This is a genomic window from Bacillus jepli, assembly GCF_047238305.1.
Classification (GTDB): domain Bacteria; phylum Bacillota; class Bacilli; order Bacillales; family Bacillaceae_L; genus Ferdinandcohnia.
Window position 1 is genome coordinate 1,690,591 of record NZ_JBDFMO010000001.1, and the last position, 13,940, is coordinate 1,704,530.

General features: G+C 40.3%; 10 protein-coding genes. 8 read left to right on the forward strand and 2 right to left on the reverse strand.

Annotated elements, in window-relative coordinates:
* Positions 1-25 precede the first annotated feature (25 nt).
* The 3 genes from ABC371_RS08365 to prfB all read left to right on the forward strand — a co-directional run bounded on the left by ABC371_RS08365 (position 26) and on the right by prfB (position 5,910).
* Positions 26-1,939: an HD domain-containing phosphohydrolase gene (locus ABC371_RS08365; protein WP_412896377.1), complete on the forward strand. Its 1,914-nt coding sequence runs from the start codon at positions 26-28 to the stop codon at positions 1,937-1,939.
* A gap of 201 nt (positions 1,940-2,140) precedes the next feature.
* Positions 2,141-4,654, forward strand: a complete 2,514-nt coding sequence (secA, locus tag ABC371_RS08370) for a preprotein translocase subunit SecA (RefSeq protein WP_412899300.1) — start codon at positions 2,141-2,143, stop codon at positions 4,652-4,654.
* Between the two features lie 154 nt (positions 4,655-4,808).
* Positions 4,809-5,910, forward strand: a protein-coding gene (gene prfB / locus ABC371_RS08375; RefSeq protein ID WP_136380971.1) for a peptide chain release factor 2 whose coding sequence is annotated in 2 segments (ribosomal slippage) — positions 4,809-4,880 and positions 4,882-5,910 — 1,101 coding nt in all. Because the reading frame shifts where the segments join, the coding sequence is not laid out codon by codon here.
* 88 nt (positions 5,911-5,998) lie between these two features.
* Here prfB and ABC371_RS08380 read toward each other — a convergent pair.
* Complete coding sequence (locus tag ABC371_RS08380) at positions 5,999-6,181, reverse strand: Fur-regulated basic protein FbpA (RefSeq protein WP_412896378.1); 183 nt, start codon at positions 6,179-6,181, stop codon at positions 5,999-6,001.
* 1,386 nt (positions 6,182-7,567) lie between these two features.
* On the opposite strand from ABC371_RS08380, the gene ABC371_RS08385 reads away from it, so the two are divergent.
* Together ABC371_RS08385 and mgrA are read left to right on the forward strand one after the other, a co-directional pair.
* The gene (locus ABC371_RS08385; RefSeq protein WP_412899301.1) at positions 7,568-8,149 is read left to right on the forward strand and encodes a methyl-accepting chemotaxis protein; all 582 of its coding nucleotides are present in this window, start codon (positions 7,568-7,570) and stop codon (positions 8,147-8,149) included.
* A 104-nt stretch (positions 8,150-8,253) separates the two neighbouring features.
* The gene (gene mgrA / locus ABC371_RS08390; RefSeq protein ID WP_412896379.1) at positions 8,254-9,243 is read left to right on the forward strand and encodes an L-glyceraldehyde 3-phosphate reductase; all 990 of its coding nucleotides are present in this window, start codon (positions 8,254-8,256) and stop codon (positions 9,241-9,243) included.
* Positions 9,244-9,335: 92 nt separating this feature from the next.
* Here mgrA and ABC371_RS08395 read toward each other — a convergent pair whose 3' ends face one another.
* On the reverse strand, positions 9,336-10,220 hold the full coding sequence (locus ABC371_RS08395) for a LysR family transcriptional regulator (RefSeq protein WP_412896380.1): 885 nt from the start codon (positions 10,218-10,220) through the stop codon (positions 9,336-9,338).
* Between the two features lie 172 nt (positions 10,221-10,392).
* On the opposite strand from ABC371_RS08395, the gene ABC371_RS08400 reads away from it, so the two are divergent.
* The 3 genes from ABC371_RS08400 to ABC371_RS08410 all read left to right on the forward strand — a co-directional run bounded on the left by ABC371_RS08400 (position 10,393) and on the right by ABC371_RS08410 (position 13,918).
* Positions 10,393-11,217: a sulfite exporter TauE/SafE family protein gene (locus tag ABC371_RS08400; protein WP_412896381.1), complete on the forward strand. Its 825-nt coding sequence runs from the start codon at positions 10,393-10,395 to the stop codon at positions 11,215-11,217.
* Positions 11,218-11,402: 185 nt separating this feature from the next.
* Positions 11,403-12,413 (forward strand): LacI family DNA-binding transcriptional regulator, encoded by a 1,011-nt coding sequence (locus ABC371_RS08405; RefSeq protein ID WP_412896382.1) that lies wholly within the window; start codon positions 11,403-11,405, stop codon positions 12,411-12,413.
* Between the two features lie 239 nt (positions 12,414-12,652).
* Positions 12,653-13,918 carry an ABC transporter substrate-binding protein gene (locus ABC371_RS08410; RefSeq protein ID WP_412896383.1) on the forward strand — a complete coding sequence of 422 codons (1,266 nt, stop codon included), beginning with the start codon at positions 12,653-12,655 and terminating at the stop codon, positions 13,916-13,918.
* Positions 13,919-13,940 lie beyond the last annotated feature (22 nt).

The window sequence follows — 13,940 nt, forward strand, 5'->3', positions numbered from 1 at the left end:
CGTGTTCCACCAAGGAGTGTAATGGATGGCATATTTACGTATTAAGGACCCTAAGCAGCTAGCGCAAATCTCTCTAACGGGATTGACGGAAGAGTCGCTAGCATTAATCCACCGACATAAGGAATTACTACTTTCTTTGGTTGATGAAATTGTAGAGGAATTGTATGACGAAATTTACCGAGTTGATCATTTGAAGAAAATTATCGATGACAACTCGAGTCTTGAACGGCTAAAGGATGCACAGCGACACTACTTAAAACAGGTTTTTTCTCCAGTTATTGATGATACCTACACACATAATCGTTTTTTAATTGGAAAAGCTCACTCAAAAATTGGATTGGACTTGCCGTGGTATATTTCAACAAATCGGCGTTATTGTCAAATCATCTCGAAGTTGCTGGGCAATTTGCTTTCAGGGGACGAAGCGCTTCGGTTGTTAAATGCCATTGAGGCGACTCTTAATTTTGATATGCAAATAACAGTGGATGCATACAATGAAGTGGAGTTAGATAAAGCCTTATATCCGTTACGCTATGAATTTCGTAATCTCGAAAAAAAGTCGGGATTGACCGACGAGGATTTCGACATTTTGGATTCCTATAGTGGGTTACTGACATTTCGACTAAATGAAATGATTGAAGGTTATAAAAAAGTACTACTAAAAAGGGTTCCGCAGGATAGTATAAAATTTATGGAATCGTTTATTCCATACATCAAAAACTTTCTGAAACAATTTTTCTATGAAAAAATGTATCGGGATGAAGCGGCATGTTATCGGATCATTCGGGATTGGACGCGAAGCATAAATGAACATCATGTCAATGACCATCTATTAACCTCGCTTGTGGACACCATGAATGAGGTGTTAAGGGACGTTTTTCTGGAAAAAATGCAACGGAATGAAAAAGGAGTATCCTTATTTTTAACTTCCTTTGAAAGGTATTCACGGTTTATTCTTTCGATTATAAAAGAGTTCCTTAAACCGTATCGCTTTTTACATACATATAGCTTTCTTAATATATATTCCTATGAAATTAGTACGTTCGATTTTGGTAAGTTGACGTGGATTGATGAAAAAGGTAGTAAGTTGCTTGAGAATAGAGGAGTTAATGCTTCAGATAGTATAGGGAAGCGTTGTTATGAAGTGTTTTATGATCGTGTTCTACCATGTATTGGATGCCCGGCAAAGGTCACCAATATTAATGAATCTGTGTTAACGACCCGTGAAAAAGGGGGAGAATCCTCTTATTATAAAACATGGCGTTTTAAACAGTCTCGGCTTGCCGAACTCGATCATTTCTTGCTTGTTAGTCAAGATATAACGGAGGATGCAAAGGTGATATTTGATACGGTTGAAAGTTTACTTGATCTTGCTGAATACCGTGATGACGACACTAGCCAGCATGTCGACCGAATTGGTGTGCTAGCGGCAAAGCTTGCGGAATTGGTAGGATGCGATGAGAAGTTTATTCAGGATATTGGAGTAGCAGCGAAATTTCATGATATCGGGAAAGTGGGGATTCCTGATTCGATTTTGAATAAGCCTGGAAAATTATCGAGTGAAGAATGGGAATCGATGAAAAAGCATGTCCAGATTGGTCATCAAATTTTATCAAAGCTTGAATTGCCTGTGATTCAAATGGCTGCCAGTATCGCAAAAACGCATCATGAGCGCTGGGATGGTACGGGATACCCGAATCAATTAAAGGAAAAAGAGATTCCGTTAGAAGGTCGAATTGTTTCGATTGTGGATGTATTTGATGCGTTGTTATCAAAACGTGCTTATAAAGAACCATTCTCTCCGGAAAAAGTGAAGGAAATCATCGTGGAAGGTAAGGGATCGCATTTTGACCCTGAATTAACGGATTTATTTCTTTCGATGTGGGACGAGTTTTTAGACATGCAACGTGAAAAGACGGATAGAAGTCAGTTGGTTTGAGTTGATGAGGTATCTTGTTGTTGGTGACGGGATGCCTTTTTCTTATGTTTTTGTCGAATCCCCTCAAATCACGAAACCCGATAATATTTTACCCTTGTCCTTTTTAGTGGTAAAATAGAAGATATTTATTTCATTAAAGTTTTCTACAAAATCATTCAGCTCACAGCTGGTGTGAATTTTTACGATAGAGGAGCGTACATGATGCTTGGAATTTTAAACAAAGTTTTTGATCCAAACAAACGCACAATCAAGCGCTTGGAATCACTTGCCGATAAAATTGAGGCCCTTCATCCTGAGATGGAGAAGCTTTCAGATGAGGCCCTTCGCAGCAAAACCGAAGAGTTCAAGGAACGATATCAAAAAGGTGAAAAACTCGATGATTTACTAGTTGAAGCTTTCGCTGTTGTTCGTGAGGGAGCAAAGCGTGTATTGGGTCTGCACCCATACCGCGTACAGCTCATGGGGGGTATTTCCCTGCATGAAGGAAATATTTCTGAGATGAAGACAGGGGAAGGTAAAACGTTAACTTCCACGATGCCTGTTTATTTGAATGCGATCACTGGTAAAGGGGTTCACGTTGTTACCGTCAACGAATACCTTGCGAGCCGTGATGCGCACGAGATGGGCCGGCTTTATGAGTTTTTAGGATTGTCAGTTGGGTTAAACCTAAATTCCATGTCACGTGAGGAAAAAATTGAAGCGTACCGCGCTGATATTACGTACGGAACGAACAATGAGTTCGGTTTCGACTATCTTCGTGATAACATGGTCCTTTATAAGGAACAAATGGTACAGCGTCCGCTTTATTTTGCCGTGATTGACGAGGTTGACTCGATTTTAATTGATGAGGCGCGTACACCGCTGATCATTTCCGGTTCAGCTCAAAAATCGACTTCCCTCTATGTGCAGGCGAATGGATTTGTGACGACGCTTAAAAAAGAAGATGACTACACTTACGATGAAAAAACAAAAGGTGTTCAGCTAACTGAAGAAGGGATTTCAAAAGCTGAACGAGTGTTTGGCGTTGAGAACTTGTTTGATATTCAAAATGTGGCTTTGATTCACCATATCAACCAAGCTTTAAAAGCGAATGCAAGTATGCACCGCGATATTGACTATGTCGTTGATGATGGACAAATTGTGATTGTTGACCAATTCACAGGTCGTTTAATGAAGGGACGTCGTTATAGTGAAGGCCTTCACCAAGCAATTGAGGCGAAGGAAGGCGTTGAAATTCAAAATGAAAGTATGACGCTTGCGACGATTACGTTCCAGAACTATTTCCGTATGTATGAAAAGCTTTCAGGTATGACCGGTACGGCGAAGACTGAGGAAGAGGAATTCCGTAATATTTATAATATGAATGTTGTCGTAATTCCAACGAATCGTCCGATTGCCCGTGATGACCGTCCTGATTTAATTTATAAGTCGATTGAAGGAAAGTTCCGCGCGGTTGCTGAGGATATTGCGGAGCGCCATGCAAAGGGACAACCTGTTCTAGTTGGTACGGTTGCGATTGAAACGTCTGAAATTATTTCGAAGTTTTTATTAAAAAAAGGCGTAAAACATAATGTCTTGAACGCGAAAAACCATGCGCGCGAGGCGGAAATCATTGAGCAGGCTGGTCAAAAGGGTGCGGTTACGATCGCGACTAACATGGCTGGTCGTGGTACCGACATCAAGCTTGGTGAAGGTGTCAAGGAGCTTGGCGGTCTTGCCGTTATTGGTACAGAGCGACATGAGAGCCGTCGTATCGACAACCAGCTTCGTGGACGTTCAGGTCGTCAAGGGGATCCTGGTGTGACTCAGTTCTATCTATCAATGGAAGATGAGCTCATGCGCCGTTTCGGTTCTGACAATATGAAAAATATGATGGAGCGTCTTGGCATGGATGATTCCCAGCCAATCCAAAGTAAAATGGTTTCAAGAGCGGTTGAATCTGCGCAAAAACGTGTTGAGGGCAATAACTTTGATGCTCGTAAACAGCTTTTACAATATGACGATGTGCTTCGTCAACAACGTGAGGTTATTTACAAACAACGTTTCGAGGTTCTGGATTCTGAGAATCTTCGTGAAGTTGTAGAGAATATGATTAAGTCTTCTCTTGACCGCGTAGTTCAAGCTCATACTCCAAAGGATGAGGTAGAGGAAGACTGGAACTACAAAGGAATCATTGATTATGTCAATGCGAACCTTCTAAATGAAGGCGACGTGACGGAGAATGACCTTCGTGGTAAAGAGCCAGAAGAAATGTCCGAGCTCATTTTTGATAAGGTGAAAGTGCGCTATGATGAAAAAGAAGCACAAATCGAGCCAGAACAAATGCGTGAGTTCGAGCGTGTTGTTGTGCTTCGTGCCGTTGACAGCAAGTGGATGGACCACATCGACCAAATGGATCAGCTTCGTCAGGGTATTCATTTACGTGCATACGGTCAGAATGATCCACTTCGCGAATACAATTTTGAGGGCTTCGCGATGTTTGAAAACATGGTCGCTTCAATTGAAGACGACGTAGCGAAATTTGTGATGAAGGCGCAAATCCGCAGCAATCTTCAACGTGAAGAGGTGGCGAAGGGCCATGCCGTTCAACCAAAAGAAGGCGGCGAAGCAGAAAAGCCAAAGAAACGCCCCGTTCAAAAAGCCGTTAACATCGGCCGTAACGACCCATGCTACTGCGGAAGTGGCTTAAAATACAAAAACTGTCACGGTAAATAATGGGACTTCCCATCTATAAATAAATTTGGAAAGGGTGAGAGGCGGCTCTCACCTTTTCATTCGAAATAAACCGGGACTTCTTGCTGAAAAATGAGTAAGATAATGAAGAAGGATTAAGATATTAGATGAAGACTACATCTTGGAGGATATGTTTATGGAATTAGTAGATATTAAGCACGAACTTGACAAAATGGCTAAGAAATTAGCGGGCTTCAGGGGGTCTCTTTGACTTAGAGGCCAAACAAGCGCGCATCACCGAGCTTGACGAAATCATGTCAATGCCGGACTTTTGGAATGACCAGAATGCGGCGCAAACAATCATCAACGAATCAAATGCATTAAAAGACCAAGTCGTTGAATTTACAAATCTACATGATGCCTATGAAAATTTAGAGCTTACCTATCAGCTTGTGAAGGAAGAGCCAGACGAAGATTTACAGGCAGAGCTTGATGAGGAAATTCAGGAATTGTCTAAGAACTTAAGTGAATTTGAGCTACAGCTTCTTTTGAGCGAGCCTTATGATAAAAATAACGCAATCTTAGAGCTTCACCCAGGTGCAGGAGGAACGGAATCACAGGACTGGGGCTCCATGCTTCTTCGTATGTACACGCGTTGGGGAGAGAAAAAAGGCTTCAAGGTTGAAACATTGGACTATCTCCCTGGAGATGAAGCGGGGATTAAGAGTGTGACCCTTCTAATCAAAGGTCATAATGCCTACGGCTATTTGAAAGCTGAAAAAGGAGTACACCGTTTGGTAAGGATTTCGCCGTTCGATTCATCTGGCCGTCGTCACACTTCATTCGTGTCTTGTGAGGTTATGCCAGAGTTTAACGATGAAATCGAAATTGACATTCGTAGTGAAGATTTAAAAATTGATACGTACCGTGCCAGTGGAGCAGGTGGACAGCACATCAACACCACTGACTCCGCCGTTCGTATCACACACATTCCAACGAACACCGTTGTAACCTGTCAAACCGAGCGTTCGCAAATCAAAAACCGTGAACAAGCGATGAAAATGTTGAAATCTAAGTTGTATCAATTAGAAATTGAAAGACAACAAGCAGAACTAGACGAAATTCGCGGCGAACAAAAAGAAATCGGTTGGGGCAGCCAAATTCGCTCCTACGTTTTCCACCCATATTCCATGGTCAAAGACCACCGCACGAATGTGGAAGTTGGTAACACCGGAAGCGTCATGGATGGCGAAATTGATATGTTTATTGATGCGTATTTGAGATCAAAGTTGAATTAATATTTTGGAGGGGCAGCCGTGGTGCTGCCCCTTTTGTGTGCTTTTTTTGTAAGATGAAGTGCTATTAGCCGGTCGAGTCCCTTTGATTTTAAAGGTAGTATCTTCCTTTTGAAGTAGACATCAGGTTATATAATTCATACTCTTTTTCCAGTTCACTCAACGTCAACTCATACAAATGTTTGTCATTTTTTTTATAAATGCCTCGTTTAATTAGCTTGTTAATGAGATCTTTCTTTTTTGACTGAACAGCATATCGTAAAAGGTTACCCATTTTTATCACCTCAATTTCGGATAAGCTAAATCGTGTAATTTTTGTTTGTTTATCCGCTCTAATCTTTGCTTCTTTCCTTTAACACCTGTCATTATAGACAAGCCATCTTTTAAAAATTGTTGATTTATCTGGAATTACCAACTCTTAAATGAATTGTTAACCTATCTTAATAAAAGAAAAACTTGTAATTATCTTTGAAAGGACTTCTTCTTTTTCAACAAGCTAGAATCTGTTTTCTTTGGCTTGCTTTTCTTTTTACAAAAAAACCGAACATATGCCTCAAATAAGTGTTTGTTTGAACTACACCATGAATTCAAACAAACACTTGTTTGAATCCTCCATCCCTTGACCTCCTTGACTCAAATCCTTAATCAAACGTTTGTTTGAAAAGAAATCCCAAAACAAATCTATATTCAAAACTATGAAAAAAATGTAAAATAGAGGGAGATATCTAAATTGGGGGAGAACCTTATGAATGAAATGATTTTATCAATCGAAGAGCTAAAACGAGAGGATCTCATTCGAAAAAACAAATTGGTCGGTCTTGTTTCGCTTATTTCTGTCATTCTCGCAATTATTGTTGAAGCTGCAATTGGACAACCCCTACAAATGATTCTCACGATCGGAATTGGCGGGGCGATCTTTCTATCCATCTTACACATACTGATTTATAAGAATCTATTTTTAACACAAACTCCTTATTTTTCGGTGATAGGGATATCGGTGGTTTTGTTTGTTATTATGTTTAGCTCGCAATCAGCACCAATCGTCCTTTTACCGTTCTACCTTTTGACAACGGTTGCAATCTACAACAAGCGTAAAACCTTATACTTTGGTGTGGGTTGTGCGATTGTGATCACGGTTTTATTTTTCGTGACAAAGGGGCAGGAATTTGGCTATACCCCGAAGGAGCTTATCATCTATTATTTAATCTTTACGGTTATCATTGCGACATTATTTTTTCAGAGTCTTGTAACAGGGGAGTTAATTAAGGATATTCAAACAACACATAAGCATACCGAGCAGCTGCTAGAAATGAGAAAGCAGCATGCGGCACAACTTGAGGCAAACTCACAAACAATCAGCGACAACATTACAAACATTCGTCGCCAAGGTGAAGAGCAAATGCATACCTTCAATGAAATGACCATCGCTGTTTCAGAGATTTCTGCTGGTATGAATACTCAAAATGAATCCGCGTCAACAATTACTGAATCTATTGAGAATCTCAATAGGGTGGTTCAGGAGCTTGTAAAAGGGTCAAACCACTTGAGTACACAGACGGATAATGCCAATCAAGCATCAGACAATGGAAATGAAACCATTGACCTTTTACTCACAAAAATCACAGATTTCCAGGTGTCGGTGACTTCTATGTCTGAAACAATGAATCTACTCGTTGAAAAAATTAATGAGACAAACGGATTTACAGACCGTATTCAAGAAATCGCATCACAAACGAATTTACTTGCTTTGAATGCCTCAATTGAAGCGGCGCGTGCCGGTGAAAGTGGCAAAGGCTTTGCCGTCGTGGCGTCTGAAATACGGAAGCTATCTGAGGTGACTTCAAACACAGCCAACCTCATCGCTGAAAATCTAAAAGAAGTAAACGAAAGCACGACTTTAACGCAAAAACAAATGACAGAGAATGCTGAAAAAATGGACGAGAGTGTGAAGCTAACAAAGGATACAAAAGGTGTCTTCACAGTCATCGACGACACCGTTTCCGAGCTGAACGAAGCTGTAAAGCATTTCGAAAAAATTACGAATGAAATCGGGAATTCAACGGTTTCAATGGAAACCTCTGTCAGTGAATTTGCAGCTATCATTGAGGAAACAACCGCATCACTCGAGGAAATCACTGCATCCATCGAAAACCAAAACGGCCAAATGCAGCATCTCGTCTCTTACGTCCAAAACACAGACGAGGCCACTGCAGAATTGATGGAGATTTTCAAAGAAAAATAAAGGCGGTCCACCTGTCCTGGTGGGACACGGGGACAGGTACACTGTCCCAAAATAATACTGGTTCAAGGGACCTGTCCCATTGTTCCAATGAAGGAGAGATACATATGGTCTATCAAGCTAGTGAAAATCGGTATAGTGAAATGAAGTATAATCGCGTTGGAAAATCTGGTTTGTTGCTGCCTGCGATTTCCTTAGGATTGTGGCATAATTTCGGGGGAGTCGACTCATTTGAAAATGGGCGGAACATTTTACGAAGAGCTTTTGACCTTGGAATTACTCATTTTGATTTAGCAAACAACTATGGTCCACCTCCTGGTAGTGCGGAAGAAATGTTTGGCAAGATGCTGAAGGTGGATTTTTCTCCATATCGTGATGAGATGGTGATTTCCACGAAGGCGGGCTACCATATGTGGGAAGGTCCATATGGGGATTGGGGTTCAAGAAAGTACTTGATTTCAAGCCTTGATCAAAGTTTAAAACGAATGGGCCTTGAGTATGTCGATATTTTTTATTCGCACCGTCCAGATCCCAACACACCACTTGAGGAAACAATGGGTGCTCTTGACCATATCGTAAGACAAGGTAAAGCGTTGTACGTAGGAATTTCCAACTACAGTCCTACACAAACGTTAGAAGCGATTCGTATTTTAAAAGAATTAGGAACTCCACTGCTCATTCATCAACCAAGATATTCGATGTTTGACCGATGGATTGAGGATGGATTGCAGGATGTGTTGACTGAAAATGGCGTAGGCTCTATCGTTTTTTCACCGATGGCACAAGGATTGTTAACAAATAAATATCTTGGTGGCATTCCGAACGATTCAAGGGCCGCGAAGGAAAACACATTCCTTCAAAAAGACCAAATTACAGAGGAAGTCTTACAAAAAATCCAACAGCTAAACGAACTTGCAACAGAAAGAGGTCAAAGCCTTGCGCAAATGGCGCTAGCATGGGTACTCCGCGAAGGACGTGTCACATCGGCGTTGGTTGGCGCAAGCAAAGTGAGCCAAGTAGAGGACAGTGTAGCAGCTTTAAAAAACCTCAATTTCACCGAAGCAGAATTAACCAAAATTGAGGATATTTTAAAATAAAACAAGTCATACTAGTAAAGCGCATAATAAAAGGGGAGTAACCTGTGAACGATCAGGTTACTCCTCTTTTATTTTGGGGCCGCAGGGACGGTTTACTGATTTCGGATAAAATCAACAAAATGCTGCAAGCCTATTTTTGGGAAGCAATGTGGTTTTTGCACCATCCATAGTGCACGCGTGAGTGAAAAATCGGTCACATTGATCTGACATAATGTTCCTAGTTCGAGCTCCTTTAAAACGGTAATTTTTGGGAGAATGCTGATTCCAAGGCCAGCTTCAACGGCACTTTTGATAGATTGAATACTCCCAAGTTCCATTTCACTCTTTATGTCGTCAAGGATTCCAAACTCACGAAGGTAATTCTCGACAATCAAACGAGAACCGGATTCAGGCTCTCGCCAAATCATTTTTTCCTCAACCAATTCACTTATTTCTATCGTTTTGCGCTGCTTCCAACGGTGTTCATTCGAAGTCACTAAAATAAGTTCATCTTCGGCAAATTTTTCAATGGTTAAAATCGGATTTTCTACATGACTTTCGACAAGAGCGATATCAATTTCATTGTTTTCTAGCATCGCAATCATATTTGGGGTATTTCCAATCGTAAGACTGAACGTTATATGTGGATATCCTTTTTTTATCATTCCAAGAATTTGAGGTAATAGGTATTCACCGATTGTTAAGCTTGCGCCTATATGTAAATTTACTTCCTCATTGCCTGTCATTTTTTGAACCGCATCAAATGACCTTTTGACATTTTCAATAACTTCTTTCGCATATGGATAAAGGACTTCCCCGGCATTTGTTAGTTCAAGTCTGCCGCCGTTTCTCTCAAAAAGTAGGGTACCATATTCATTTTCAAGCTGGCTTATTTTTTTTGTGACAGCTGGTTGAGAGATATAACTCATCCTAGCAGCAGTTGTGATACTCCCCTCTTCAACCACGAGGCAAAAGAGTTTAAGATTCTCAATGTTCATGGTATCACCCCTTTCAAAAGTAGTTTTTAATTTCATTATATAAGAACGAGTACGTATTATTCTATATTGTCAGCGATATTACGTTTTGTTATGACCTATTATACATTGTTATTTTACTAAAATTAGAAAGTTTGATAGGTTAATAGGGAGAATACATAGGGGGAACGTAATTATGGATATTGTAACAGGCGTTTTACTTGTGGCGATCGGGATATTTGCCGGCGGCTATGGCGCAATTGTTGGGGCTGGAGGAGGCTTTCTATTTGTACCGGCACTTTTGCTTCTCTTTCATGTCGATCCCATTATTGCCGCAGGAACAGGACTAGTCATTGTACTAATTAACTCATTATCCGGTGTATTTGGATATGCCAAACAAAAACGGATTGATTATCGAACAGGAATCCTATTAGGTATAGGAGCGTTCCCGGGAACATTTATCGGTGTAAAGCTTCTACAATCCTACTCTTCTACCTATTTTTATTTTTTCTTTGCGAGTGTACTTGTTTTTTTAGGCTTGTTTTTAGTGATAAAAAATACGAATCTACTTAAAAAGAAGAATGTGATTAAGGAAGCGAAAAATGAAGCTGCAGCAACGGGGGAATCAATCGAAAACATCACCTTTAACCCTCAGTCAGCCACAAGATTACAAGCTAAATGGCTCATTCCGCTCGGCTTTTTTATGGGAATTCTCTCAAGCTATCTTGGAATTGGCGGGGGCTGGATGCTTGTCCCGATATTGGTGTACATCTTTCGTTTTCCAACCCATATCGCAACCGCAACCTCCATCTTTTCCCTATGCCTGTATTCATCTGTTGGTGTTATTCTTCAGGTCTGGCACGGGAACATCGACTGGATGATCGTTGCATTCGGAGGAACCGGGATTATCATGGGCTCACAAATAGGCGTTATCCTCTCGCAAAAAATACCAAGCCGAGTCATCATGCAAATGCTATCCTTTTTGTTGATTGTGATAGGATTTCGAATGTATTTTCATTGAACCACAGGGACGGTTCTATTGGTCCCTTTGGTTCTTTTTTTGCGCGGGGCCACGAGAACCGTCCCTGTGGCACCCTGGCACCCCTGTACCACCTAAAAAAATAAAACGTTTACTAAAAATGTTTACTTTGAGGGAATTTCTGTATACTATATAAGTAGAGGGAAGACAGAAGGGATGAGTATAATATGGCCACGATTCGTGATATAGCCCAAAAATCTGGCTTTTCAATTGCGACTGTATCAAGGGTGCTTAATAATGATATAAATTTATCTGTTAGTGAAGAAACGAGAGATAAAATTAAAGCGGTTGCTGATGAATTGGGATATAAAAAGAAACAGGGGATTACACAGCTTAACAATATTGCATTCCTATATTGGATATCCAATGAAGAGGAATTGGAGGATGTCTTTTTCAAAGGCATTCGGACCGAGATTGAAAAGCAAGCGAAGGACCGGAAAATTGAATTGATTCGTTATCACAAGGATGAAGGTATTGAAAAGGTTGAGAAGAATACAACCGCATTTATTGCAATTGGAAAATTAACCGACAAAGAGATCAAATACTTAGAGGAAATCACACCACATGGCGTGTTTTTAAATACAAGTAGAGATCCTCAAAATCTAGATTCTGTTCTACCTGATTTGAAGCTTATGACCGAATACATGATTCAGTTTTTTGAAGACATGGGCTACGAGCGTATAGGGTTTATTGGTGCGGATGATTATGATGTTGAGACTAATGAACCTATCCCCCAATTGCGGGAGATTACGTTCAGAAACTATCAACGTGAACGGAATAAATTAAGAGAAGAGGATATCCTCATTGTACCTTCAAGTACAGTAAAGAATGGTTACAAAGCGGCAATGAGGGTTATAGAGAAAATGGGGGATGACCTTCCAGGAGCATTTGTTGTTGCGACAGACCCACTTGCAATTGGGGCGCTCCAAGCATTTAATGAAATGCAAATTCCGATACCACAAAGAGTTGCGTTCTTTAGTATCAATAATATTAGTGTAACGAAATATGTTTCCCCTCCATTAACAACCTTCCATATCGATATTCCAACCCTTTGTGAAACGGGGTTGGATCTGGTAGAGGAAAGGTTAACAAAAAATAGAACAACCGCGAAAACGGTCTATATACAAGGGAAACCCATTTTTCGAAAAAGCACACCACCTTTTGAGGGGAAAAAGTGAGCCACAGGCTCATTTTTTTTGCCTTAAAAGGAGTAAATTAGCGTGTTTATCTAGTTATGTGCATAGCGCAACCCCACAGTTGTGGGAACGGTATTACTAAAGTATGGTAAAACTAGTAAATCAATAGTAAACAAAAATAATAATTTTACTAAAAAGTTAAATATTAAACGTTTACATTTTTAGTACAAGATGTTATTATTTGATTAGTAAACAAATTACTAAAAAGGGGAATGAGTTTTATGAAAAATAAGTTCAGCTTTTTTATTGTTGGAATTGGATTGGCTGTCTTATTGACTGCTTGCGGTAGTTCAGGTAGTCAAGGTGGTGCAGATGATGATGTCGTCACAATCTGGGCAAATAACATTAATGTCCCAGTATTAGAAAAAGCAGCAGAAATCTATAAAAAGGATCACCCTGATTTTAAAGTAGATATTATTGAAACAGGTGGTCAGGACATTAAGAGTAAAACAACAACGGGTTTACAAGCGGGTGGAAAAGGTTTACCAGACGGAATGCTCCAAACAGACGATGAGCTTCAAGGTAAATTAGAAGCATTCCCGGGTGCATTTGCAAATTTAAGTGAACTTGGCTATGACGAATTTAAAAAGGATTTTCCGGATTTTAAGCTAGAGGCGGGTTCTAAAGATGGAAACATCTATGCAATGCCATTTGATACAGGTCCGGCTGCAGTATTTTATCGCACAGATATCTTTGAAGAAGCTGGAGTAAATCCGGATGACATTAAAACATGGGATGACTTTGTTGAAGCAGGTGGGAAAGTAAAAGAAGCTACTGGTAAAGCCATGCTTAGTTTCGACCAAGCAGATGCGAACCAATACACAATCATGCTAAACCAGCAAGGCGAAGGGTATTTTGACGAGAAGAATAACTTAACAGTTGGTAGTGAAGCTTCTGTTAATGCTCTTGAAGTATTGAAAGGTTTACGTGATAAAGACGCTCTTCTAGGTGTTACAGGTTGGGATGCATGGGTAACGTCAATCGCGAATTCAGAGACAGCATCAGTTATTGCAGGTGGATGGTTAGTTGGAACAATTAAACAACAAGCACTTGACACAGAAGGTAACTGGGGCTTAATGCCATTACCAGCACACGAGGAAGGTGGATCACGTTCATCTGTCCAAGGTGGTAGTTCATTTGTAATTCCGTCAACCGGTAATCAAATTCAAGAAACATATGATTTCTTGTCATGGTTTACAACAAGTGTTGAAGCACAGGAAATTGCAATGGAAGGCGGATTATTCCCGACTTATGCACCAGTGTTTGAATCTGAAATGTTTGATGCAGAAGAGCCATTCTTCGGAAATCAAAAAATCTGGCGTTTCTTAGCAGATGAAATGGACAAGATTCCGACGATCATCTATACAAAAAATGATCCAATCGCACGTGATGAAATTGTCAAGGCACAAGGTGAAGCGCTGAATGGAAAAAGTGCCGATGAAGCAATGCAATTGGCTAAGAAAAACATTGAAAATCGAATGAAATAATCTATTCAAAAAAAAGAGGTAA